23 protein-coding genes are annotated in these 23690 nt (G+C 72.6%); 16 read left to right on the top strand and 7 right to left on the bottom strand.

Annotation, left to right across the window (positions count from 1 at the left end):
• Positions 1 to 34: 34 nt before the first annotated feature.
• Entirely contained in the window at positions 35 to 2104 is a 2070-nt protein-coding gene (locus tag ACZ4M8_RS20635) for a S53 family peptidase (protein ID WP_467609381.1), read from the bottom strand.
• A gap of 711 nt (positions 2105 to 2815) precedes the next feature.
• Between ACZ4M8_RS20635 and ACZ4M8_RS20630 the strand changes: the two genes are divergently transcribed.
• Positions 2816 to 2941, top strand: coding sequence for a hypothetical protein (locus ACZ4M8_RS20630; RefSeq protein ID WP_467609379.1), 126 nt, complete (start codon positions 2816 to 2818; stop codon positions 2939 to 2941).
• Positions 2942 to 3397: 456 nt separating this feature from the next.
• Here ACZ4M8_RS20630 and ACZ4M8_RS20625 read toward each other — a convergent pair whose 3' ends face one another.
• The gene (locus ACZ4M8_RS20625) at positions 3398 to 5134 is read right to left on the bottom strand and encodes a dolichyl-phosphate-mannose--protein mannosyltransferase (RefSeq protein ID WP_467609377.1); all 1737 of its coding nucleotides are present in this window, start codon (positions 5132 to 5134) and stop codon (positions 3398 to 3400) included.
• 83 nt (positions 5135 to 5217) lie between these two features.
• Here ACZ4M8_RS20625 and rsmI point away from each other — a divergent pair, with 83 nt between their 5' ends.
• From rsmI to ACZ4M8_RS20595, 6 genes are all read left to right on the top strand, one after another.
• Positions 5218 to 6126: a 16S rRNA (cytidine(1402)-2'-O)-methyltransferase gene (rsmI, locus tag ACZ4M8_RS20620; protein WP_467609375.1), complete on the top strand. Its 909-nt coding sequence runs from the start codon at positions 5218 to 5220 to the stop codon at positions 6124 to 6126.
• A 233-nt stretch (positions 6127 to 6359) separates the two neighbouring features.
• Positions 6360 to 6794 carry an FmdB family zinc ribbon protein gene (locus ACZ4M8_RS20615; RefSeq protein WP_467609373.1) on the top strand — a complete coding sequence of 145 codons (435 nt, stop codon included), beginning with the start codon at positions 6360 to 6362 and terminating at the stop codon, positions 6792 to 6794.
• 71 nt (positions 6795 to 6865) lie between these two features.
• Entirely contained in the window at positions 6866 to 7825 is a 960-nt protein-coding gene (locus ACZ4M8_RS20610; protein ID WP_467609372.1) for a TatD family hydrolase, read from the top strand.
• A 107-nt stretch (positions 7826 to 7932) separates the two neighbouring features.
• Positions 7933 to 8871 carry a 16S rRNA (adenine(1518)-N(6)/adenine(1519)-N(6))-dimethyltransferase RsmA gene (gene rsmA, locus ACZ4M8_RS20605; RefSeq protein WP_467609370.1) on the top strand — a complete coding sequence of 313 codons (939 nt, stop codon included), beginning with the start codon at positions 7933 to 7935 and terminating at the stop codon, positions 8869 to 8871.
• On the top strand, positions 8868 to 9767 hold the full coding sequence (locus tag ACZ4M8_RS20600) for a 4-(cytidine 5'-diphospho)-2-C-methyl-D-erythritol kinase (RefSeq protein ID WP_467609368.1): 900 nt from the start codon (positions 8868 to 8870) through the stop codon (positions 9765 to 9767). The genes rsmA and ACZ4M8_RS20600 overlap by 4 nt, the downstream gene beginning before the upstream one ends.
• A 353-nt stretch (positions 9768 to 10120) precedes the next feature.
• Positions 10121 to 10633, top strand: coding sequence for a hypothetical protein (locus ACZ4M8_RS20595; RefSeq protein WP_467609366.1), 513 nt, complete (start codon positions 10121 to 10123; stop codon positions 10631 to 10633).
• 12 nt (positions 10634 to 10645) lie between these two features.
• On the opposite strand, the gene ACZ4M8_RS20590 is transcribed toward ACZ4M8_RS20595, so the two are convergent.
• Both ACZ4M8_RS20590 and ACZ4M8_RS20585 read right to left on the bottom strand, forming a co-directional pair.
• Entirely contained in the window at positions 10646 to 10843 is a 198-nt protein-coding gene (locus ACZ4M8_RS20590; protein WP_467609364.1) for a DUF397 domain-containing protein, read from the bottom strand.
• A 10-nt stretch (positions 10844 to 10853) separates the two neighbouring features.
• On the bottom strand, positions 10854 to 11708 hold the full coding sequence (locus tag ACZ4M8_RS20585; protein ID WP_467609362.1) for a helix-turn-helix domain-containing protein: 855 nt from the start codon (positions 11706 to 11708) through the stop codon (positions 10854 to 10856).
• Positions 11709 to 11948: 240 nt separating this feature from the next.
• Between ACZ4M8_RS20585 and ACZ4M8_RS20580 the strand changes: the two genes are divergently transcribed.
• Positions 11949 to 12164, top strand: a complete 216-nt coding sequence (locus ACZ4M8_RS20580) for a hypothetical protein (RefSeq protein WP_467609360.1) — start codon at positions 11949 to 11951, stop codon at positions 12162 to 12164.
• 161 nt (positions 12165 to 12325) lie between these two features.
• On the top strand, positions 12326 to 12499 hold the full coding sequence (locus ACZ4M8_RS20575) for a hypothetical protein (RefSeq protein ID WP_467609358.1): 174 nt from the start codon (positions 12326 to 12328) through the stop codon (positions 12497 to 12499).
• A 64-nt stretch (positions 12500 to 12563) separates the two neighbouring features.
• Here the strand turns inward: ACZ4M8_RS20575 and ACZ4M8_RS20570 are convergent, their stop codons facing one another.
• Positions 12564 to 13259 (bottom strand): flavin reductase family protein, encoded by a 696-nt coding sequence (locus ACZ4M8_RS20570; RefSeq protein ID WP_467609356.1) that lies wholly within the window; start codon positions 13257 to 13259, stop codon positions 12564 to 12566.
• 56 nt (positions 13260 to 13315) lie between these two features.
• On the opposite strand from ACZ4M8_RS20570, the gene ACZ4M8_RS20565 reads away from it, so the two are divergent.
• The 3 genes from ACZ4M8_RS20565 (at position 13316) to ACZ4M8_RS20555 (ending at position 16890) form a co-directional block, all read left to right on the top strand.
• On the top strand, positions 13316 to 14044 hold the full coding sequence (locus ACZ4M8_RS20565; RefSeq protein WP_467609354.1) for an ArsR/SmtB family transcription factor: 729 nt from the start codon (positions 13316 to 13318) through the stop codon (positions 14042 to 14044).
• Positions 14045 to 14229: 185 nt separating this feature from the next.
• Positions 14230 to 16026, top strand: coding sequence for an ABC-F family ATP-binding cassette domain-containing protein (locus ACZ4M8_RS20560; protein WP_467609352.1), 1797 nt, complete (start codon positions 14230 to 14232; stop codon positions 16024 to 16026).
• Between the two features lie 168 nt (positions 16027 to 16194).
• Positions 16195 to 16890 (top strand): response regulator transcription factor, encoded by a 696-nt coding sequence (locus ACZ4M8_RS20555; RefSeq protein ID WP_467609350.1) that lies wholly within the window; start codon positions 16195 to 16197, stop codon positions 16888 to 16890.
• A 71-nt stretch (positions 16891 to 16961) separates the two neighbouring features.
• Here ACZ4M8_RS20555 and ACZ4M8_RS20550 read toward each other — a convergent pair whose 3' ends face one another.
• Positions 16962 to 17273 (bottom strand): hypothetical protein, encoded by a 312-nt coding sequence (locus ACZ4M8_RS20550; protein WP_467609348.1) that lies wholly within the window; start codon positions 17271 to 17273, stop codon positions 16962 to 16964.
• A 15-nt stretch (positions 17274 to 17288) separates the two neighbouring features.
• Positions 17289 to 18959 carry a sodium:solute symporter family protein gene (locus ACZ4M8_RS20545; RefSeq protein ID WP_467609346.1) on the bottom strand — a complete coding sequence of 557 codons (1671 nt, stop codon included), beginning with the start codon at positions 18957 to 18959 and terminating at the stop codon, positions 17289 to 17291.
• 301 nt (positions 18960 to 19260) lie between these two features.
• Here ACZ4M8_RS20545 and galT point away from each other — a divergent pair, with 301 nt between their 5' ends.
• From galT to ACZ4M8_RS20525, 4 genes are all read left to right on the top strand, one after another.
• Positions 19261 to 20331, top strand: coding sequence for a galactose-1-phosphate uridylyltransferase (galT, locus tag ACZ4M8_RS20540; protein WP_467609345.1), 1071 nt, complete (start codon positions 19261 to 19263; stop codon positions 20329 to 20331).
• A 2-nt stretch (positions 20332 to 20333) separates the two neighbouring features.
• Positions 20334 to 21380: a UDP-glucose 4-epimerase GalE gene (gene galE, locus ACZ4M8_RS20535; protein WP_467609344.1), complete on the top strand. Its 1047-nt coding sequence runs from the start codon at positions 20334 to 20336 to the stop codon at positions 21378 to 21380.
• On the top strand, positions 21380 to 22564 hold the full coding sequence (galK, locus tag ACZ4M8_RS20530) for a galactokinase (RefSeq protein WP_467609342.1): 1185 nt from the start codon (positions 21380 to 21382) through the stop codon (positions 22562 to 22564). The genes galE and galK overlap by 1 nt, the downstream gene beginning before the upstream one ends.
• A gap of 314 nt (positions 22565 to 22878) precedes the next feature.
• Positions 22879 to 23682 carry a LuxR C-terminal-related transcriptional regulator gene (locus ACZ4M8_RS20525; RefSeq protein WP_467609341.1) on the top strand — a complete coding sequence of 268 codons (804 nt, stop codon included), beginning with the start codon at positions 22879 to 22881 and terminating at the stop codon, positions 23680 to 23682.
• The last annotated feature ends 8 nt before the right edge of the window (positions 23683 to 23690 follow it).

The raw sequence follows: 23690 nt of genomic DNA, 5'->3' as shown, positions 1-23690 counted from the left end.
CCGCGGCGGGGCGGGCCCCGCCGCGGAGCCGCGTTCACCGCCGCCCGGGGCCCGCGAACAGTGCGGGCGCGGGCGTGCCCAGACCGGTGATGTGGTCGTAGCCGGGGCCCGCGGTCAGCCCGGGATCCTGCCCGAAGGTGTGCACCAGGAGCTTCCCGGGGGTGTCCGCGGTGTACGACACGACGCCGCTGCGGACGCCCGGACCCTGCGGGGCGCCGGTGATGTCGTGCAGCGCGGGGCCGCCGCGCAGGGCGTAGAGGTACGGGTTGGCGAAGCCGACGGGCCGCCCGTCGCGCTCGCCGAGGACGGCGAGCATCCCGGCGAGCAGCGGCGCCGACGCGCTGGTGCCGCCGGCCACATCGGTCTCGTAACGGCCCGGTGCGTCGGAGGTGTTGAGGTAGCCGATGGCCGGCCCGGTCTGCGGGTCGCCGTCGACGGCGAGGTCGGGGACCGAGCGGGCGCCGCCGGGCGCGGCGCCGTCCTGGTAGGACGGGCGGCTGAACAGCGCGCTGACGCCGCCGCCCGAGCCGCCGGAGAGGACGCCGGGCAGCGGTGTGCTCCAGGTGCCCTTCTTCAGGTCGTACCAGCTGCTCGCCTCGCCCCAGCCGGTCTCGTAGCGGCGCCGGCCGTCCCGGTCGAGGACCAGGCTGGTGCCGCCGACGGCGGTCACCAGCGGGTCGGACGCCGGGTACTCGACGGCCGGCCGGTCGTGCGGGATGTCGCCGCGCGGGATGACCGAGTCGCCCGCGTCACCGGAGGCGAAGGTGAAACCGACGCCCTGGACGGCGCCGAGCGCGAAGAGCCGGTGCATGCTCGCGGTCACATCGCCGGACATCTGCTCCTCGACGCCGAGGAACCAGGAGTTGGAGACGACATCGGCGAGGTGCCGGTCGACGACCTTCGCCACCGCGTCGAACATCGGCGCCGGTGCGGGCGACGCCTTCGCCGCGGCGACGTACACGAGGTCCGCGCCGGGCGCCATGGCGCGGACGGACTCCAGGTCGAGTATCTGCTCGTGCTCGCCGTCCGGGGTCTCCCGCGGCGGCACCTCCGGCAGGTACTCCCGGTACTGGCCCGGCCGCAGCGCGGGGATGCCCTGCTTTTCGGCCCAGGCGTCCAGGTCCGCGGCCATGTTCTTCCGCGCCCCGGGCAGCACCACCGCGACGGTCCTCCCCTCGCCGGTGGCGCCGGCGCGGTCCACGCCGTACGCCCGCCGCAGCTGCCGCGGCGTGTAGCCCTCGCACAGCTGCCACGGGAAGGTCCGCCCGTACGGCCGGACGCCCTGCGCCGCACGCTCGCCGAACCAGCGGGAGCAGTGCGCGCCGTCCCCGGCGGCACGGGACGTGGCCGGGGCGGTGCGGGAACCGGACGGTGCACGGGACCCGCCGGGGGCACCGGTCCGGTCCGGGACGGCGGCCCGGCCCCGGTCCCGGGCGCTGCGGAACCCGGCCGCGCCCGTGCCCGCGCCCGGATCGTCCTCGAACGCGTCGCCCTGGAAGGCGCTGGGCGCGAGCCCGCCGACGGCCAGCACCGACGGCGCGACCCGCGCGGGAACGGTCACCGGCGTGACGGCGGTCGGGACGTGCACCGGCCTCTCCCGCCCGTTGGTGACGTCCTTGAGCGTGGTGCCGAGCGCCTTCTCCACCTGCCGCGCCGTCCCGGTCACCGGCACGTAGTACGAGGTCGGCGTGCCCGTCCGCAGCCCCGCCCGGCGCAGCCACCGGGTCACCGACGCCACCTGCTCCTCGCCCGGACCGAAACGCGCCCGTGCCTGATCGGCCGTCAGATACCGGCCGTGGTGGGCGGCGTCCCCCGGATCGGACACCTGGCGCGCGTACCGCTCCAGCCCCGCCTCGTCCCGCCCCTTGAGGTACACACGGAACGGCACCTGCCGCGTGGCCGGTACCCGCCCGCCGACCCGCGCCGCCCCGAAGGCATGGGCGATGTCCGCCTCCGGGAACCCGCCCGGCACCTTCCGTACGCCCGTACCGCCACCCCCCGGTGTCCGCGCGAGGACCGGCGCGCTCCCGGAGAACACCAGACCCACGGACAGCAACGGCACCAGGACCGCCCCCACCCGTCGCCGGCTGTGCCTACTCGCCATGACCAAGCTCCTTACGGACGGATCCTTACGGACAGACCCTTACGGGCAGCGCCGCGCCCGTCCCCGGACGCGGCGGGTGATACCTGGTCAACCAGCCGCAGGGCGAAGGGGGTTGCCCGGCGGACGGAAATCCGCGCGGGCGCGGCCGGGGCGGCCGGGGCCCGAGGCGGCGCGCACCGCGGTGGCCCGGCGCCGCCCGCGGACCGCCCGCCACCGGCGAAGACCCGATGCGTTCCGCCCCGGCCGGCCTTCGTTTCCCAGCCCGCCGGCGGGCGGCGGCCCTCCCCGCCCGGCCCGTGCGGAGCGGGCGGGGCAGGGGGACGCCTTTGTGCCTTCGATCTCAAAGCGGACGCTCAGCCCTGATCGGCATATGTGCACCGACGGAATTACCTGGTCAGAAAGGTGTGACATGGGTCTCTCCGGGCGAAGTTTGAGGTTCGCTTGAGGGAAGAGGCGACACGGGATGTCAGGTGCCTTCGATTGCAAGGTCACCAGGTCAGAGCGGTTCGGTAAGAGAGGTATGCCGGACGGGATGTCAGCCCCCAGGCACCCGGTGCCAGTTGGTCCGCCGGTGGTGTTCCGCGGTACGGACTGGCACGTCTGTGCGGCGCGCTACTCTACTGAGCTACCAACCCGCCTCTTCGACCGGAAGGCATTCGTGGCCGCCTATAGGGCCCACGACTGCTGGGTCCGGAGAGGAAGGTCGCCCTCATGTCTGCGAAGAAGGCACGGAAGGGCTACCGCCGCAGGTGGCGCCGGATCCGGTCCGGCGCCCGATGGCTGGGTCCGCTGTACGCGGTGTTCCGCATCGCGCGCGAGATCTGGTCCCACCTGTAGAAGGGGTGATCCCGGCCTCGTCGGAGACCGGGATCACCGGGCGCGGTAGGTAGAGGGCCTCACTCCGAACAGCTCTGGCCGGCCACAGGAGTTGGGGCCCTCGCGCGTTCGCGCGTATTGCGGGTCGGGGGAACAGCGTCGACCGGGGGGCCGCTGCGTGACTTCCGCCACTCGCTGCGCCTGACGCCGCCCCATCTTGCCGCTTCGCATGGCTGTTTGGCGAGTGGGAAACGGCGGGCGATGCCGGGGAACTGCTCACATCTCCACGACATAGGCCCAGGTCGGAGGGTTCACTCCGGCTCGGCGTGACGGGAATCACGGCTCCCGTAGGTGTGCACTCCGCATGCGGAAGGGGGAACGGCTGTCAGTGCCGGCCACTAAGATGCGCGCCCCCCTGCGGACCGCCGCCGGGGGAAGGGCGGCGCCGTACGCCTCCGGTCGCCGCCCGCCCGCGCCTCACACCCACGTGTCGAACCACATCCGCTTGTGCCAGTCCGACTTCGGGATCGGCAGGCCGCTGTAGATCGGATAGAAGTAGATGAAGTTCCAGACGATGAGCAGGACGAGGACGCCCGCGCCGACCGCGCCGATGGTGCGGCGGCGCTCCGAGGAGCCCGGCGGGCCGACGATCGCGCCGATCATCATCGCCAGCGCCAGGCAGAGGAACGGCACGAACACCACGGCGTAGAAGAGGAAGATCGTCCGTTCCTGGTAGAGGAACCACGGCAGATAGCCGGCGGCCACCCCGCAGAGGACGGCGCCCGCGCGCCAGTCGCGTCGGAAGGCCCAGCGATAGAGGACGTACGCGAGGGCGAAGCACGCCGCCCACCACAGCAGCGGCGTGCCGATCGCCAGCACCTCGCGGGCGCAGCCCTCCGCCGCCGTACAGCCGTCCTGCCCGGCCTTCGGGTCCTCGTAGAAGTACGACACCGGGCGGCCCAGGACCAGCCAGCTCCAGGGGTTGGACTGGTAGGTGTGCGGCGTGGTCAGGCCGGTGTGGAAGGAGTAGACCTCGGTCTGGTAGTGCCACAGGCTGCGCAGCCAGTCGGGCAGCCAGGTCCAGGAGCCGGTGTGGCCGTCCGGGGTCGCCGCCCACTGGCGGTAGTAGCCGCCCTTGGTGGCGAACCAGCCCGACCAGGACGCCAGGTACGTCGCCACGGCCACCACGACCGTCGCGCCGAACGCGGGCGCCACATCGCGCCGCAGCACCGACCGCAGCGGGTGGCGCGCCCCGGCGGTGCGGCGCGCCCCGATGTCCCAGAGGACCGACATCAGCGCGAACGCGGCGAGGAAGTACAGGCCGTTCCACTTGGTCGCCGAGGCCAGGCCCAGGCAGATCCCGGCGGTGATCCGCCAGGGCCGCCAGCCCAGTTTCAGCCGGTCGCCGACCGTGCCGTCCGGATGCGCCTGGCCCTCCGCGTCGACCGGCAGCGCCGCCGCCAGCCGGGCCCGGGTGCGGTCCCGGTCCAGCAGCAGCGCCCCGAACGCGGCGAGTACCCAGAACATCACGATGAGGTCCAGCAGCGCGGTCCGGCTCATCACGAAGTGCAGCCCGTCGACGGCGAGCAGGACGCCCGCCAGACAGCCCAGCGCCGTCGACCGCAGCAGCCGCCGTCCGATCCGGCAGACCAGCAGCACCGACAGCGTGCCGAGCAGCGCCACCGTGAACCGCCAGCCGAACGGGTTCATCCCGAACGCCCACTCACCGACGGCGATCAGCCACTTCCCCATCGGGGGATGGACCACGTACGACGGGTCGGAGTTCAGCAGGATCCGCGCGGGATGGCCGACCAGCGCGTCGTTGGCGTTCTTGTCCCAGGTGCCCTCGTAGCCGAACTGCAGCAGCGACCAGGCGTCCTTCGGGTAGTACGTCTCGTCGAATATCACCTTGTCCGGGCTGCCGAGGTGCCAGAACCGCAGCACCCCGGCGAGCAGGGTCACCAGCAGCGGCCAGAGCCAGCCCGACGCGCGGGCCAGCCGCGCGGCGAACGCCGGACGCACCCCGCACAGCTCCCACAGCCGGGTGCCGGGCTGCGGGAAGGGGGGCACCAGCCGCGTGCGGACGTCGGGCCGGGGGCCGCCGGCGTGGCCGAAGCGGCGCAGCCTGCGCTGCCACGCGGGCGGCCGCCGGTCGGGACGGTCGGCGCTGCGGGCTACGGCGTCGGTCGCGGTGTCACTGGTCACCCGGCCCATCGTAGGGAAGCGGCCTGTGGAGAGCCGGGTACGCCGCAGGCGGGGTGACGAGGGCGCCGGCCGCGGGCTGGGAGGATGGGGGCGTGACTGGAACGCTGGTACTTGCAGGGACGCCCATCGGCGACATCGAGGACGCCCCGCCGCGCCTCGCCGCCGAGCTGGCCGCCGCCGATGTGATCGCCGCCGAGGACACCCGGCGGCTGCGCCGCCTCACCCAGGGTCTCGGCGTGACGCCCGGTGGCCGGATCGTGTCGTACTTCGAGGGCAACGAGGCGGCCCGGACACCGGAGCTGGCCGACGCGCTGGCCGGCGGCGCCCGGGTGCTGCTGGTCACCGACGCCGGGATGCCGTCGGTCTCCGACCCCGGCTACCGCCTCGTCGCCGCCGCCGTCGAGCGGGACGTGAAGGTCACCGCGGTCCCCGGGCCGAGCGCCGTGCTGACCGCGCTCGCGGTGTCCGGGCTGCCCGTCGACCGCTTCTGCTTCGAGGGCTTCCTCCCCCGGAAGCAGGGCGAGCGCCTGAGCAAACTGCGGGAGGTCGCGGACGAGCGCCGCACCCTCGTCTACTTCGAGGCGCCGCACCGCCTGGACGACACCCTCGCCGCGATGGCCGAGGTCTTCGGCGCCGACCGCCGCGCCGCCGTCTGCCGCGAGCTGACCAAGACGTACGAGGAGGTCAAGCGCGGCGGGCTCGGTGAGCTGGCGGCGTGGGCGGCGGAGGGCGTGCGCGGGGAGATCACCGTCGTCGTGGAGGGCGCCCCCGAGGCCGGTCCGCAGGAGCTGGGGCCCGAGGAGCTGGTGCGCCGGGTGCGGGTCCGTGAGGAGGCGGGGGAGCGCCGCAAGGAGGCCATCGCCGCGGTCGCCGCGGACGCGGGGCTGCCCAAGCGGGAGGTGTTCGACGCGGTGGTGGCCGCGAAGAACGCCGAGAAGGCGGAGGAGAAAGCGGAAGGGAAAGCCGCGGGGAAGGCCGAAGGGAAGGGCGCGGGGGCCTGACCCCGGGGCCGGACCGGCGCCGTCCGCTGTCCGAAAGCCGCTGTCGGAAGGTAAACGGTCTGCCTCGAAGGGTAAAGGGAGCTTCCGGACGGCCGGGACTTTGGCCTGGAGTCGGCTAAATCTGGGCCAACAGGTAAGAACATCCGCCGCACCTCGCCCGGGACAGGAGTCCACTGGGATCCGGGACGCACGGTTCCCCGGAGACCTTGTCCTGCGGACAAGAGGAGCGGCACATGAGTGAGATCGCGGACACCCGCACCACCTACCCCGACACCCACCACACCACCGACGCACCCGTCCACGAGGCGTACGCCTTCGCCTGCATGCACTGCGGCCACGGCTGGGAGCAGGCGTACGAGATACAGCACCACGCGGACGTCAAGGGCGTCACGCACGCCGTCTACTTCGCGGACGGTGAGCGGGTGCCGTCCCCGCTGACCAGCCCGTCCTGCCTCAGCTGCGGCTCCACCGTGGTGCGGATCATGCGCGCCGGCGAGGTCTCGAAGGTGTCCCACGCGATCGCCGGGCTGCACCAGCGCGGCAGCGGTACGGCGAAGAAGTCCGCCGACCGGTCCGAGAACGCCGGCAGCTCCGCCGACGGCGCACCGCACCGCCACCACTGGCACCTCTCCGACCTCCTCCACCCCTTCCAGCACCACCGCCGCTGACCGGCGGGCCGGGCCCGGACGCCCGGTGACGCGAGGTGAGGCCGTGGCCGCGGCTTCGTAGAATCGCGGCCATGGCCCCGCACGACACCGGCTCCGCGCCCACCCCGCCCGCCTCCGCCCCGAGCGGCACCGCGCCGAAGGCGCGGGCCCCGAAGGGCGGGAAGGCCGCGAAGGACGCCCCGCCGCCGCTGCCCGCACCGCTGCGGGTGCCGGTCGCCGACTCCCACACCCACCTCGACATGCAGCAGGGCACCGTGGACGAGGCCCTGGCCAAGGCGGCGTCGGTCGGCGTCACCACCGTCGTGCAGGTCGGCTGTGACGTCGCCGGATCCCGGTGGGCGGCCGAGACCGCCGCCGCGTACGACGCGGTGCACGCGGCCGTCGCTCTGCATCCGAACGAGGCGCCGCGGATCGTGCACGGCGACCCCGACGGCTGGTCGAGGCAGAGTGCCCGGGAGCCCGGCGGTGACGCGGCCCTCGACGAGGCGCTGGCCGCCATCGACGCACTGGCCGCCCTCCCGCACGTCCGGGGCGTCGGCGAGACCGGTCTCGACTACTTCCGTACCGGCGCCGAGGGCATGGCCGCGCAGGAGCGTTCGTTCCGGGCGCACATCGAGATCGCCAAGCGGCACGGGAAGGCGCTGGTCATCCACGACCGGGAGGCCCACGCCGATGTGCTGCGGATCCTGCGCGAGGAGGGCGCCCCGGAGCGCACCGTCTTCCACTGCTACTCCGGCGACGCCGCGATGGCGCAGGAGTGCGCGGCGGCCGGGTACTTCCTCTCCTTCGCCGGGAACGTCACGTTCAAGAACGCGCAGCCGCTGCGCGACGCGCTCGCGGTGGCCCCCGCCGAACTGCTGCTGGTCGAGACCGACGCGCCGTTCCTCACGCCCGCGCCGTTCCGCGGCCGGCCCAACGCGCCGTACCTCATCCCCGTCACGCTGCGGGCGATGGCCGAGGTCAAGGGCGTGACCGAGGACGCGCTCGCCACCGCCGTCGCGGCGAACACGGCACGCGCCTTCGGCTACTGACCGCGGGCGGTCCCGTCCCTCTCCGGCCCGTAAGCTGCACCGGTGAACCAGCGCAGCGAGCGAACAACGGAAAGGCGCGTCCCGGCGGCGCGCGGCGAGGCTTCGGTATGAGTGAGAGCACCACCGGCGACGAGTCCGGCCCCCTGCTGGGCCCCGCCGACATCCGCGAACTGGCCGCCGCGCTGGGCGTACGCCCCACCAAGCAGCGCGGCCAGAACTTCGTCATCGACGCCAACACCGTCCGCCGCATCGTGCGGACCGCGGACGTACGGCCCGACGACACCGTCGTCGAGGTCGGGCCGGGCCTCGGCTCGCTGACCCTGGCGCTGCTGGAGGCGGCAGACGCGGTCACCGCCGTGGAGATCGACGACGTGCTGGCCGCGGCGCTCCCGGCGACCGTCGCGGCGCGGCTGCCGCACCGCGCCGACCGCTTCGCGCTGGTCCACAGCGACGCGATGCACGTCACCGAGTTGCCGGGGAACGCGCCGACCGCGCTCGTCGCCAATCTGCCGTACAACGTCGCGGTGCCGGTGCTGCTGCACATGCTGGCGACGTTCCCGACGCTGGAGCGCACCCTGGTGATGGTGCAGGCGGAGGTCGCCGACCGCCTCGCGGCCCGCCCCGGCAACAAGGTCTACGGTGTGCCGTCGGTCAAGGCCAACTGGTACGCCGAGGTCAAGCGCGCCGGTTCGATCGGCCGGAACGTCTTCTGGCCCGCGCCGAACGTCGACTCCGGTCTGGTGTCGCTTCTCCGCCGGCAGCCGCCGGAGACCACCGCGAGCCGCGAAGAGGTCTTCGCCGTCGTGGACGCCGCGTTCGCGCAGCGCCGCAAGACGCTGCGGGCGGCGCTGGCGGGCTGGGCGGGTTCGGCCGCAGCCGCCGAGGAAGCGCTGGTCGGCGCCGGTATTTCCCCGAAGGCGCGGGGCGAGGCGCTGACCGTCGAGGAGTTCGCCCGCATCGCGGAGCACGGGCCGCGCCGCGGACCGGGAAGCACGACGAGCCGGCAGGAACAGCAGGAGCAGCGGGAGCAGGGAGGCACGCGGTGAGCGCGGCGGTGACGGTACGGGTCCCGGCGAAGGTCAACGTCCAGCTGGCGGTCGGCGCCGCCCGCCCGGACGGCTTCCACGACCTGGCCAACGTCTTCCTCGCCGTCGGTCTGTACGACGAGGTCACCGCCGCCCCCGCCGACGGGCTGCGGATCACCGCCGAGGGAGAGGGCGTGGCGGACATCCCGCTCGACGCCACCAACCTCGCCGCCCGCGCCGCGACCCTCCTCGCGGCCCGCCACGGCCGCACCCCCGACGTCCATCTGCATCTGACGAAGGACATCCCCGTCGCGGGAGGTATGGCGGGCGGCAGCGCGGACGCCGCCGGTGCCCTGCTGGCCTGCGACACCCTCTGGGGCACCGGCGCCTCCCGCGCCGAACTCCTGGAGATCTGCGCCGAGTTGGGCAGCGATGTACCGTTCAGTCTGGTCGGCGGCGCGGCCCTGGGCACCGGCCGCGGCGAGGTCCTGACCCCGCTGCCCGTCGGCGGCACCTTCCACTGGGTCTTCGCCGTCGCCGACGGCGGTCTGTCCACCCCTGCCGTCTACGGCGAGTTCGATCGCCTCACGGCCGGAACCGACGTACCGGAACCGGCCGCCTCGCCCGCGCTCCTCGCCGCCCTCGCGGCGGGCGACGCGACGGCGCTGGCGGGCGAGCTGGCCAACGACCTCCAGCCCGCCGCGCTCTCCCTGCGCCCGTCGCTGGCCGCGACTCTCGACGCGGGCGCCGCCGCGGGCGCGCTGGCCACGCTGGTCTCCGGCTCCGGCCCGACGACGGCGTTCCTCGCCGCCGACCCGGAGGGCGCGGAGAAGGTCGCCGCGGCGCTGACGGCGTCGGGGACGTGCCGTGCGGTACGGATCGCGGTCGCGCCGGCACCGGGGGCGACGGTTCTCTAGCCCCGTGGCGGGCGGCGTCCGCCCCGGAGCGAGGTCCCGTCGGAGCGGTGCCGCAGCAAGATCGTGGCGGGGGTTTCGGGCCAAGTCCTGGACCTGTACCGTGGATCGCATTCGTTTACCAGAAGGTTTGTCGCATGCATGCACAGGATTCAGGTAAGGCTCCGAAAAGGGCGAAATCCCGGATACCCGCTTCGCGTACACCGGCGGGCGTGGCGAATACGGCGGCGCTTTCCCAAGGGGCCGCTCTCACACCGGACGCCGTGACGGCGCTCCAGCGGAGCGCGGGAAATGCGGCCGTCTCCCACGCTCTGCAACGTCAAGCACGTGGTGCGGGTCAGGGGAAATCCGCGCCCGTGCAGCGCGCCCCGGAGGCGCAGGGGCACTCCCGGGAGTACACCCACGTCGCTGTCGACAAGCAGGGCGCGGGCCTCGACCAGCTCCGCCTCTCCCTCAACGCGAACGGCCTGAAGACGGCCGAGAGTCTTGAGATAAAACTCTCCGCAGGCAGCGAGAAGATGGGGCACCACCAGCATGTTTTCATGTGGGACGCCACCGTCAAGGGGATCAAGGGCGCTGCGGGAATCGCCAAGGGCGTTGGGCCGGACAGCGCCGTCAACGTGAAAATCCGCAAGCTGGATATGAGCGAACCCGGAATGTTCTCGCAAGGCACCTTGAAGGGCGACCAGCCCAAGGGGCTGGGCGGCGCCTCGACGAATGGCGCGTGGGCGCACCCGGGCGACATCCCCCGCAAGTACCTCTTCATCGAGGGCCTCGACCAGCCCAATCTCCCCGGCTTCAAGGACTGGCTCGCCGGCAAGGGCTGGCCCGACGGCCACGCCGAACAGTTCCCGCGCGCAGCCGCGTGACCGAGCCGGCCCTCAGCTGACGAAATGGTCGAACTCGCCGTTCTTCACTCCGAGGATGAAGGCGGCGAGTTTTTCTTGCGTGGTGGTGACGATGACGGTGGGGTCGTCGCTTTCGCGCAGCAGGATTTCACCGTTGGCTATGGCGGTTTCGAGGCACTGCGCCCCGCTCCCGGAGAAGCTTGACTTCTGCCACTTGATTTCACTGTTCATGCTCGGACTCTCACAGTTCCTTTGTGATCTGGTGGATGAAGCTCTGCGAATTTTTGGGCGTGAGTGCCGCCTGCTCGGCGCGGTCGAGCAGTGTGCGGTATCGGACGAGGTCAGCGGCTGAGTCCAGAAAACGGCCGCCGAACGGGGTGTCGATGTGGACGGTGTCGAGCTGCGGAACGACACCGCTCGCGTACATCACCGTTTGCGTCACATCGATGAAGTCCTCGCTCGTGAAGGGGATGACCCGGATGCTCAAGCCAGGGCGCTTGGACATGGACAAGAGGTGTTCGAGCTGCCCACGCGCAACCTCTCGTCCACCTACGCGCATACGCAGCGCCGCTTCATGAATGATGGCCTGGATTTTCGGCGGGGTGTCTCGCTCCAGGACGCTCTGCCGCTTCATACGGTGTTCGACGCGGGCCTTCAGTTCCTCGTGGGGGAGTTGCGGAATCGCGCCGGCAAACAGGGTGTGTGCGTGGTCCTCGGTCTGGAGGACACCGGGGAACGTGGTGGGCTGTAGGTATCGCAGCTCTGTGGCGTGGTGCTCATGCTCGGCGACGTCGAGGAATGCGGGCGCAAGTACGCCGCGATAGTCGTCCCACCAGTACTGTCCGCGATGTTCGTGCGTTATGGCGCACAACGCCTCGACCAGGGCCTCGTCGTCGCAGGCATAGAAGACGGCGAGCCGACGGATGCGGTCCTCGCTGACTCCGACGCGGCCCGCCTCGATGTGGCTCATCTTGGATTGGGTGGTCGAAATCATCCCGGCCGCTTCACGGGCGGTCTTGCCTGCGCGCTCGCGCAACTTACGTAGCTCGCCGCCGAGTCGAGCCTGGCGGGCCGTTGGGTTGTCCCTCGGTGGCATGTCACCTTCCCCTTTTTGCGCACAGTCTCGCGCGTGACGGAGCGGACGGTCCACCTGGCTTCCACCCGACTCAGCTAACCCACGCCGAGAAACTTGCCCCGGGGTTCGTATGCCCCTACGGTCCAAGTAGTGCGGTGCAGCACGCGGGGACCTCCCAAGTGCCTTCTTCCGCATGCCCGTTGGGATCACCCGGGCCTACGTCAGCACGCCCCATTCCGCGCACAAGGAAGGTGCCTCCGCATGCCCACTCACCCCATCGCCCCCGACGACGTACACGACCTCGTCGAGAAGCTCCGTACCGCCCTCAAGGACCACGGCATCACGCTGCCGTCACTCGGCGTCGACCTGCCCAGCTTCGCGGGCAGCTACGGTGTCCCGCTCGTCGCGCTCGGCAACTGCAACGCGGCCACCGCGCACCAGCTCACCGAGGTACTGCGCAAGGCGGCCGACCGGTGAGCGGCGTGGCCGGGCTTGTCCGTACGCTCCTCGGGGCGCTGCTGGGCCGGTTACTTCCGGGGCGGGGTGATCATCGCGCGGCCCGTGGTACGGGCGCCCTCGCCGCGACGGCCCGGCCGCCGACCGTTCCTCCGCGGCGACGCCTCGTATACGCCCTCCGAGTGCCGCCCGGCCTGCTCCACCTGGGGGACGAGGGTGCCCGCCTCGTCCGGCCGTACGTACTCGCCGCGCAGGAGAGGCAACGCCTGGCGAAGCAGCGGGCCAGGCGGCGGGAGCTGGAGGAGGCCGTGCGGGCGCTCAACGCGTGGTCGTCCGGTGGCGGCGGGCGGGGCTGAGGCCGACCGGGACGGCGCGCGCCCAGGGCCCGGCTGCTGCCGGCTCGGGCCGGGCCGCCTGATCTCAGTTGGGCGCCATGTCGGCGAGTGCAGGCGCTGCGGCAGGTCCCTCGAAGTTGCGGGGTGTCTGGGTGCGGTAGGAGTGGCCGAGTTCCGGTCCGAGTCCGAAGTAGTGGCGGAAGTTGTAAATGAGGGGGCTCCAGGCGGCGGGGTCGATGTGGTCGGTGCCCGGAACGACGATGCGGGAGTCGGCGTGCACCTTGCACACGACGGCCTCGACGATGACGAAGTCCCCGGAGATATCCGGCTGCACCCGTTCGGCACGGGCCTCCAACTGGATCGGGCATCCGGCGACGCGAGGCGGCCGGACCAGACGGGAGGGCTCGCTGGTCATGCCTGCTGCGGCGAACTTGTCCGGCTCGAAGCGGCAGCCCTTGGGCTTGCCGGCGGGCACCGGATTCCGGCCGGTCAGCGGCGCCAGCCGCTCCACGGCCGGCCACTGGGCAGGGGCCGGCAGGCTGATGACCAGGTCGGGGCGGCTGCCGAGGTTGTACGCGGTCTGCCCCTCGCGGCCCAGTCCGATCACCACCGTCCGCCCGAGGGCCCATGCGGATGATATCGGGGCAAGATTGAACGAGCCGTCGTGATTCTCTGTCGACAGGAGCACCACCGGCGTTCCGAAGTACAGGACGCTCGGCTCGATCTCCAGGTGGGTGGCGACGGTCTGTGCGGGCAGGGCGCTGGGAGGTGCCGTGTTCATGGCGGGCAGCCTAGGGACCGGTTGTTTCGGCCGAGGCCGAAGTGTCACAGGGGACAATGGACCGCATGGACATGCAGCGTGCGCAGGTAGCCGGTCCTGACCTGGCTACCGTGGCGAAGCTTCTGGCCGATGGCACGCGGGCAGGTTTCTGTCTGGCTCTGCTCGACGGCCGGGCTTGGACAGCGACGGAATTGGCACGTCATGCGGGGGTGGCGCCCTCGACCGCGACTGAGCACTTGCACGCGCTCGTCCGTGGAAACCTGCTGGCCGAGGAACGGCAGGGCCGCCACCGCTACGTGCGGCTGGCCGGTCCGCACGTAGCCGAGCTGATCGAGAGCCTCGCCTCCATGGCACCTGAGCGCACCCCGGCACCCCGTTCCCTGTCGGCGGCCGGCCGCAGGCAAGCCCTCGCCCACGCCCGCACCTGCTACGACCACCTCGCCGGGACCGTCGGGGTCGCCATCACCGATGCGATGCTCGACCGCAGCCTGCTGGATCTGGAGCATGGACTCAGCCTCACCGGTGCCGGAGCGACCTGGCTCGAAGAGCTCGGCATCACGGTTCCGGCCGGCACGCGCCGGCCGTCGGTACGGTCGTGCCTGGACTGGACCGAACGCCGCCCCCACCTCGCCGGCGCCGTCGGTGCCGCCCTGTGCCGTCACGCGTTCGACGCGGACTGGATCACTCCCGTCGGCACCACGCGCGCCGTCGCAGTCACACCCCGCGGTCGGCAAGCGCTCCGCCGCCATCTCGGCTTGTCCGGTGAACTCCTTTCGCGGAAATGAGCAGCTCTGAGAGAGCGCGGACCCGCTGCGGCGCCCTCAACCGGGACCCGGCCCGCGCCCCCTTGCGGGCGAGGGCACCCGCCCCCGGGGCAGCGCCCCGGCCCCCGCGCGTGCCATGGGATCCTGGAAGGGCCCAGGGAGCGTGCGCCGTACCGGAGCCGCGCGGGCCGTCAGCAGGGAGAGCAATGGCCAGCAACCTCGTCAATCTGGAAGCCGTCGGCAAGGTCTACGGGACGCGTGCCCTGCTCGACGGTGTCTCGCTCGGCGTCAACGAGGGGGACCGGATCGGCGTCGTCGGGCGGAACGGTGACGGCAAGACCACCTTGATCCGGATCCTCGCCAAGCTGGAGGGCGCCGACGACGGGCGCGTCACCCACGCCGGTGACCTGCGGCTCGGCGTGCTCACCCAGCACGATTCGCTGGACCCGGAAGCCACGATCCGGCACGAGGTCATCGGCGATCTCGCGGACCACGAATGGGCGGGCAACGCCAAGATCCGCGACGTGCTGACCGGCCTCTTCGGCGGCCTGGACCTGCCCGGTTTCGGACAGGGCCTGGACACCGTCATCGGCCCGCTCTCCGGTGGTGAGCGCCGCCGGATCGCGCTCGCCAAGCTGCTCATCGCCGAACAGGACCTCATCGTCCTCGACGAGCCCACCAACCACCTCGACGTCGAGGGCATCTCCTGGCTCGCCCGCCACCTGCGCGCCCGCCGCTCCGCGCTGGTCTGCGTCACCCACGACCGCTGGTTCCTCGACCAGGTCTGCACCCGCATGTGGGACGTACAGCGCGGCGACGTCCACGAGTACGAGGGCGGCTACAGCGACTACGTCTTCGCGCGGGCCGAGCGGGAGCGCATCGCGGCGTCGGAGGAGGCCAAGCGGCAGAACCTGATGCGCAAGGAGCTGGCCTGGCTGCGGCGCGGCGCCCCGGCGCGCACCAGCAAGCCGCGGTTCCGCATCGAGGCGGCCAACGAGCTGATCGCGGACGTACCGCCGCCCCGCGACAGCGCCGAGCTGATGAAGTTCGCCAGCTCCCGGCTGGGCAAGACCGTCTTCGACCTGGAGGACGTGACCGTCCAGGCCGGGCCGAAGGTGCTGCTCAAGCACCTGACCTGGCAGCTCGGGCCCGGCGACCGGATCGGCCTGGTCGGCGTCAACGGCGCGGGCAAGACCTCGCTGCTGCGGGCGCTCGCCGAGGCGGCGCGCAGCCAGGGCGAGCGGCAGCCCGTCGGCGGGAAGATCGTGGTCGGCAAGACGGTGAAGCTGGCGTACCTCTCGCAGGAGGTCGCCGAGCTGAACCCGGCGTGGCGGGTCCTGGAGGCGGTGCAGGCGGTCCGTGAGCGGGTCGATCTCGGCAAGGGCCGGGAGATGACCGCGGGCCAGCTCTGCGAGAAGTTCGGCTTCACCAAGGAGAAGCAGTGGACGCCGGTCGGCGACCTCTCCGGCGGTGAGCGGCGGCGACTTCAGATCCTGCGGCTGCTGATGGACGAGCCCAACGTCCTCTTCCTCGACGAGCCCACCAACGACCTCGACATCGAGACGTTGACGCAGCTGGAGGACCTGCTCGACGGCTGGCCCGGCTCGATGATCGTCATCAGCCACGACCGGTACTTCGTCGAGCGCACCACCGACCGGGTCTTCGCCCTGCTGGGCGACGCCCGGCTGCGGATGCTGCCGCGCGGTCTGGACGAGTACATCGAGCGGCGCCAGCAGCTCGCGGAGAGCGCCGCCCCGGCGGCCGCACCGGCCGAGGCGCCGAAGAAGCCGGCCGCCGTCAACCGCGCGGCGCAGAAGGAACTCCAGCGCATCGAGCGGCAGTTGGACAAGATCGGCGACCAGGAGGCGAAGCTGCACGCGCAGATCGCCAAGCACGCCACCGACTTCGAGAAGGTCGCCGGCCTCGACGCCGAACTGCGCGAACTGGTCGGCCGCCGCGAGGAGTTGGAGCTGCGCTGGCTGGAGTTGGCCGAGGACGCCTGACGGGTACGGGGGCGGGGCCGGGCGCCCCGGCGTCCGGGAGCCCGCCCCGGCCCCCGGCATTCCGGCCGAGTTCCGGCCGGACGGGGCGCGTCCGGTGCGGTGAGCGTGTACCTTCCCGTGCACGGCGGGCCCGGCCAGGGCCCCGTGCGCCGGGAGGAGGCCCGCGGGATGGGCGTACGGCTCATGGTGGTCGACGATCACCGGCTGCTGGCCGAGGCGCTGGCCTCGGCCCTGAAACTGCGCGGGCACCGGGTGCTGGCGGCGGCCGCGCCGTGCGCCGGGGCCGCGGATCTGGTGGTGAGCCGGGCGCCGGAGGTCTGCCTGCTGGGCACGGCGGTGCCCGCCGAGCCCGGGGTGTTCGACCCGGTGGTGCGGATCAAGCGGGAGCGGCCCGGTATCGCGGTGGTGGTGCTGGGCCCCGTACCGTCCCCGCGCGGGATCGCCGCCGCGTTCGCCGCGGGCGCCTCCGGCTACGTCCGCCACGACGAGCGGATCGAGGGCGTCGAGCGGGCGATGCTCAAGGCGCGGGCGGGCGAGGTGGCCGTCGCGCCGCTCCTGCTCCAGCAGGCGTGCGAGGAGTTGCTGCACCCGGCGGCGGAGCCGGACGACGAGGGCGCGCGGCTGCTGGCGCTGCTCACCCCGCGTGAGGTCGAGGTGCTGATGCGGGTCGCCGACGGCGAGGGAACCCGCCAGATCGCGGCGGGTATGGGCACCGCCCCGTCCACCGCCCGCACCCACGTCCAGCGGGTCCTGATGAAACTGGAGGTCGGCTCCCGGCTGGAGGCGGCGGCGCTGGCCGCCCGCACCGGATTGCTGGACCGGGCCGCTCAGGCGGCGGCTCCGGATCCGGACCCGCGGGGGTAGCCCGGCCGGCCCTCGCGGGACGTGGCGCGGGCCCGGACCCGCGGCCGTGGCGCGGGCCCGGACCTGCCGGATCAGCTCACCGGGGCGTCGTCCCCCGGCGTCTGACCGGCCAGTTCCTCGGCCGTCGGCGGCACGGTGGGCCGCAGCTTCAGCCAGACCAGGAAGAAGACGCCGAGGGCGAGCATGCCCAGGCCGGTCCAGAGGTTGATGTTGATGCCCTGGGCCTTCTTCAGGTCGGCGTCCGAGGCGGTGAGGCCGGCGATCGTGACGATCACGCCGTAGACGGCGAAGAGCGCGCCGATGACACGCCGGACGTCGAAGAGCCGGGCGGCGGTCGCCGATTCCCGTTCGAGGGCGGCGACGTCGTGCTGGTGGTCGGACATGGCGGGCTCCCGGGCTCAGAAGGAGAAGGGGACGTAGCAGAGGGCGGCGAGGACGACCGCGCCCCAGCCCAGCAGGGCGGGCTTGCGGTACCACGCGTCGTCACCGTCGGCGGGCAGCTCCGCCATACCGGGCGAGCGCGTGCCGTAGACGAGTCCGGCGAGCGAGGCGGCCGGTCGGGGTTTGGTGACGAGGGTGACGAGGACCATCACCACCGCGCCGACGACGAACGCGACGATCGACGAGACGAAGTTGGCGCCCTGCTCGGACGGGATGGCGATGACGCCCTGCTTGTAGAGCCCGAAGTAGTTGACCATCGCGGCGACCGTGCCGGACAGCAGACCCCAGAACCCAGCGGCGGCGCTGGTCCGCTTCCAGAACATCCCGATGATGAAGACGACGAACAGCGGCACGTTGAAGAAGGAGAACAGCGTCTGGAGGTAGTTCATGATGTTGCTGAAGGACGAGGCGATGAACGCCGTCCCCATCCCGATCAGCACACCGACCGCGGTGACCACCCGCCCGGTCCGCAGGTAGTAGCCGTCCTCCCGGCCCTTCCTCAGATACGCGGCCCAGATGTCGTTGGTGAAGACCGTGTTGAACGACGAGACGTTCGCCGCCATACCGGCCATGAACGCGGCGAGCAGTCCGGTCACCGCGATGCCGAGGACACCGTTGGGCAGCAGATCCCGCATCAGCACCGGAATCGCGTCGTTGTACTGGAGCCCGCCCTTCGTCTTCCCGAGCGTCGGCTCCATGACCAGGGCTATCAGCCCGGGGACGACCACGACCAGCGGAATGAAGATCTTCGGGAACGCGGCGATCAGCGGGGTGCGCTTCGCGGCGGAGAGGTTCTTCGCGGACAGTGCGCGCTGCACCTCGGCGAAGTTGGTCGTCCAGTAGCCGAAGCTCATCACGAAGCCGAGCCCGAGAACGAGGGTGAGCCAGTTGGCGCCCAGCGGGTTGGCCTCGCCGATGCCGGTGCCCTGCCACGCGGTGAGGAACGCGTCCCCGTGCGAGGAGGTCAGCGAGGACGTCAGCCCGTCCCAGCCGCCGACCCGCTTGAGCCCGACGATCGTCAGGGGTATCAGCGCGGCGAGGATGACGAAGAACTGCAGCACCTCGTTGTAGATCGCCGAGGAGAGCCCGCCGATCGTGATGTACGCCAGGACGAAGAACCCGGCGACGACGATCGCCACCCACTGCGGCCACCCCAGCAGCGCCTGGAGCACGATCGCCATCGCGTAGAGGTTGACGCCCGCGATCAGCACCGACGACACGGCGAAGATCACCGACGACAGCAGGTGCGAGGACTTCCCGAAGCGGTGCAGCAGGAATTCCGGCACCGAGCGGACCTTGGAGCCGTAGTAGAACGGCATCATCACCAGGCCCAGGAAGACCATCGCGGGGATGGCGCCGATCCAGTACCAGTGGACGGTGTAGGCGCCGTACTGCGCGCCGTTGGCGGCCATCCCGAGGATCTCGGTGGCGCCGAGGTTGGCGGCGACGAACGCGAGACCGGTGACCCAGGCGGGCAGCGACCGGCCGGAGAGGAAGAAGTCCAGGCTCGTACGGACGCTGCGCCGGGCGGCGATGCCGATGCCGAGGACGACGGCGAAGTAGAGGGCCAGGATCGCGTAGTCGAGCGCGTTGGTGGGGAGCCTGAGCCCTTCGGCCAAGGTGATCATGGGGCACTCATTTCCGGGGCTGGGGGAGACCCCCAGGAGGACACATCGTTGTGCTCAGGTGGAACGCACAAAAACGTACGCGCGAGGTTCCGGAAACTGAACACTTGTGTTCGTTTCAGTTTGGACAAGGGGAGAAGGGTGGGGGTTTTGTCGGTTGAATCCCTGCGTGAGGCGCGTACGTCGCGCCACTCCCGGCCTTCGGTCCCGTGTTGACTGCCCTGTTCGCTTGTGATTCATTGTGTTTGTTTTTGTGTTCGGTCGAGGCTGTGGCGCCGACCGAGTGGCAGGCGGAGGAGCCCCCGTGAAGAAGACGACGACCCGGCTTGCCGACGGCCGGCAGCTCATCTACTACGACTCCCGCGACGACGCCGACCGCACCGCCCCCGACCGCCGCCCCCTCCCGCCGGTCGCCACCGCCTCCGAGATCCGCCACGATCCGCTGCTCGGCGACCACGTCGCCATCGCCTCACACCGCCAGGACCGCACCTACCTGCCGCCCGCCGACGCCTGCCCGCTCTGCCCCACCCGCGAGGGTCACCCCTCCGAGATCCCCGCCGACGGTTACGACGTCGCCGTCTTCGAGAACCGCTTCCCCTCCCTCGCCGGCGACTCCGGGCGCTGCGAGGTCGTCTGCTTCACCCCCGACCACGACGCGTCCTTCGCCGACCTCACCGAGGAACGGGCCGCACTCGTCCTCGCCGCGTGGACCGACCGCACCGCCGCCCTCCACCAACTCCCCGAGGTCGCCCAGGTCTTCTGTTTCGAAAACCGCGGCGCCGAGATCGGCGTCACCCTCGGCCACCCGCACGGCCAGATCTACGCGTACCCCTTCACCACCCCGCGCACCGCCCGCATGCTCGACGCGCTCGCCGCCCACCGCGCGGCCACCGGTGCCAACCTCTTCGACGCGACCGTCGCCCGCGAACGCGCCGACGGCATCCGTGTCGTCCTGGAGACCGCCCACTGGACCGCCTTCGTCCCGTACGCCGCCCACTGGCCGTACGAGGTGCACCTCTACCCGCGCCGCCGGGTCCCCGACCTGACCGCGCTCGACGACGCGGCGCGCACAGAGTTCCCACAGGTCTACCTGGAACTGTTGCGCCGGTTCGACCGGATCTTCGGCGCGGGCGACGGACAGGGGCCGGACGCGGACGCCACGGCCCGGACGCCGTACATCGCCGCCTGGCACCAGGCGCCGGTACGCGCCGACGACCGCGGTGAGTTCGCGCTCCATCTGGAGCTCTTCACCATTCGCCGTACCGCCGGAAAGCTGAAGTTTCTCGCGGGTTCCGAATCCGGCATGAACGTGTTCATCAACGATGTGCCGCCGGAAGCCGCGGCCCAGCGACTGCGAGAGGTAGCGACCAAGTGAGTGTGAGCGTGCCGCCCCAAAAGCCGACCACCCGAGCGAAGTGCCTGGTCACCGGGGGTGCCGGCTATGTCGGCAGCGTCGTCGCCGCCCATCTGATCGAAGCCGGGCACTCGGTCACCGTCCTCGACGACCTCTCCACCGGGCACCGCGAGGGCGTCCCGGCGGGCGCCCGCTTCATCGAGGGCCGCGTCCAGGACGCCGCCCGCCACCTCGACGCCTCGTACGACGCCGTCCTGCACTTCGCCGCGTTCTCCCAGGTCGGCGAGTCCGTCACGGACCCCGCCAGGTACTGGCGCAACAACGTCGGCGGCACCATGGACCTCCTCGACGCGATGCGCGGCGCCGGCGTGCGCGCCCTCGTCTTCTCCTCCACCGCCGCCACCTACGGCGAACCGGACACCACCCCGATCACCGAAGCCGCCGCCACCGCGCCCACCAGCCCGTACGGCGCCTCCAAACTCGCCGTCGACCACCTCATCAGCGGCACGGCGACCGCCCACGGGCTGGCCGCCGTCTCCCTGCGATACTTCAACGTCGCCGGGGCGTACGGCGACTGCGGTGAGCGCCACGACCCCGAATCGCACCTCATCCCGCTCGTCCTCCAGGTCGCCCAGGGCCGCCGCGAGGCGATCTCCGTCTACGGCGACGACTACCCGACCCCGGACGGCACCTGCGTCCGCGACTACATCCACGTCGCCGACCTCGCCGAGGCCCACCTCCTCGCGCTTCACGCGGCGCTCGCCGCGCACCGCCCGGCGCCGGAGGCCGGCGGACCCCGCCTCACCCCCGGCGAACACCTCATCTGCAACCTCGGCAACGGCAACGGCTTCTCCGTCCGCGAGGTCATCGACACCGCCCGCAAGGTCACCGGCCACCCGATCCCGGAACTCCGCGCCGACCGCCGCGCCGGCGACCCGGCCGTCCTCGTCGCCTCCGCACGGACCGCCGTCGACCGCCTCGGCTGGCGCCCCACCCGCGCCGACCTCGCCGGCATCATCGCCGACGCCTGGGAGTTCGCCCGCCGCACCACCCGGACGAAGGAGTCCTGATGCCCGCGCACGAGGCCGCCGGCCCGCCGCACGGCCCGGCCCGCACCGGCGCGGCCTTCCGCGCCGTGTACGGGGCCCGGCCCGCCGGTGTCTGGGCGGCGCCCGGCCGGGTCAACCTGATCGGTGAACACACCGACTACAACGACGGCTTCGTGCTGCCCCTCGCGCTGCCCCACACCACCCTCGCCGCCGCCGCACCCCGCACCGACGGGGCGCTGCGGCTGCACTCCGGCGACGCCCCCGGCGGCGTGGTCGAGGTCCCGTACGGCGCCCTGACGCCCGGCCGGGACCTCGGCTGGGCCGCGTACCCGGCGGGCGTGGTCTGGGCGATGCGCGCGGCGGGGCTGCCCGTCGGCGGCCTCGACCTGCACCTGGACTCCACCGTCCCCACCGGCGCCGGACTCTCCTCCTCCGCCGCCCTGGAGGTCGCCACCGCCCTCGCCCTCGACGGGCTGTACGGACTCGGGCTCGACCGTCAGGAACTGGCCCGGCTGGCGCAGCGCGCCGAGAACGCCTTCGTCGGCGTGCCCTGCGGGATCATGGACCAGACGGCCGCCGCGCGCTGCACCACCGGCCACGCCCTCCTCCTCGACACCCGCGACCTCACCGTCCGCCAGGTCCCCCTCGACCTGACCGGCCACGGACTGCGGCTCCTCGTCATCGACACCCGCGTCCGCCACGCCCTGGCCGACGGCGCGTACGCCGAACGCCGCGCGGGCTGCGAACGCGCCGCCCGCCACCTCGGCATCCCCGCCCTGCGCGATATCACCCCCGGCCAACTGCCGGACGCGCTCGATGAGTTGGCGCCGATCTCCGATGTGCGGCCACTGGTGCGGCACATCGTCACCGAGAACCACCGGGTCCAGGAGGTCATCGCCCGGCTCGACGCGGGCGACCCGCGCGCCGTCGGCCGGTCGCTCACCGCCGGACACGCCTCGCTCCGCGACGACTTCGCCGTCTCCTGCGCCGAACTCGACCTCGCCGTGGACACCGCGCTCACCGCCGGTGCGCTCGGCGCCCGGATGACCGGCGGCGGCTTCGGCGGCTCCGCCGTCGCCCTCGTCGAGGACGCGGCCCAGGGGGAGGTCACCGCGGCCGTCCACACGGCGTTCGCCGCCGCCGGACACGCCGCCCCGCGCGTCTTCACCGTCCGCCCCGGACCCGGCGCGCACCGCGTCGCCTGACGCCCCGTCCGTCCCGCGCCGCGCGGGGCGCGTCAACGCGGCGCACCTCCCCGCCGGTACGCACCGGCGCGGACCGGGGAGCGCGCCACGGGCGCGTGCGCCGGGACTTTCGGCAAAGGGGGCGCTGCCCGCCGGGCCCGTCCGTACCCTGAGACGAGCGCCGGTGGGGGCCGGTGCGTTCATCCGGGGGAGCGGCGCCGCACCACGCGCGCCGGGCGGCGGGTACCGGCCACGGCACGGTTCGTCCACAGACGGCGATCTTCACCCCGGGCCGCCTGCCCGCTAGGGTCCGTTCCCCACGACAGGGGGTCCACGTGCAACGTATCCGGGTTCTGGTGGCCGACGGTCACCGCATCTTCGCCGAGTCGCTGGCCGCGGCGCTCGCCGCCGAGGCGGACGTCTGTGTGGCGACGGCGGGCAGCGCCCACGCCGCGCTGCGCGCCCTCGAACGCGCCGCCGCCGAGGGCCGCCCCGTCGACGTCCTGCTGGCCGACGCCGACCTCACCGCCGTCCCGGCGGCGTCCCGCACCGTCCCCGCCCAGCCGGTGCGAGGGGGCGGGGCGGGCGGCGCGGCGCGGCCGCCCCGCGACGGCATCGCGCTGGCCGCGGCGGTCCGCGCCGCCCACCCGGAGCTGCGCACCGTCGTCCTCGCCGAACGTGACGACCCGCGCCGCGCCGCCGCCGCCCTCCAGGCGGGCGCCCAGGGGTGGGTGGCGAAGGACTGCTCGCTCTCCCGGCTGCTGGCCGTGATCCGCGGCGTGCTGCGCGAGGAAACGCATCTGCCGCCCGCCCTGCTCACCGGCGTCCTGCGCGAGCTGACCGCCGCCCGCAGGCACCGTACGGAGAGCGAACGGCTCGTCGAGACCCTGACGCCGCGCGAGCGCGAGGTGCTGCGCTGCATGGTGGCGGGTCTGGGCCGCAAGGCCGTCGCCGAACGCCTCTTCCTCTCCCCGCACACCGTCCGCACCCACATGCAGAACGTCCTCGGCAAGCTCGACGTCCACTCCACCCTCGCCGCCGTGGCCCTGGCCCGCCGCGCCGGCATCGGCCCCGCGGAGTCCCCGGACCCTCCGGTACCGGCCCGAGCGGGCGCCTCCCCGGCACTTCCGGCGGGCTGACCGGGGCT

The sequence above is a fragment of the Streptomyces sp. NPDC027185 genome (genome assembly GCF_055567035.1).
The sequence above is the reverse complement of the archived record's forward strand: the minus strand, read 5'-3'. Positions and strand labels throughout refer to the sequence as shown.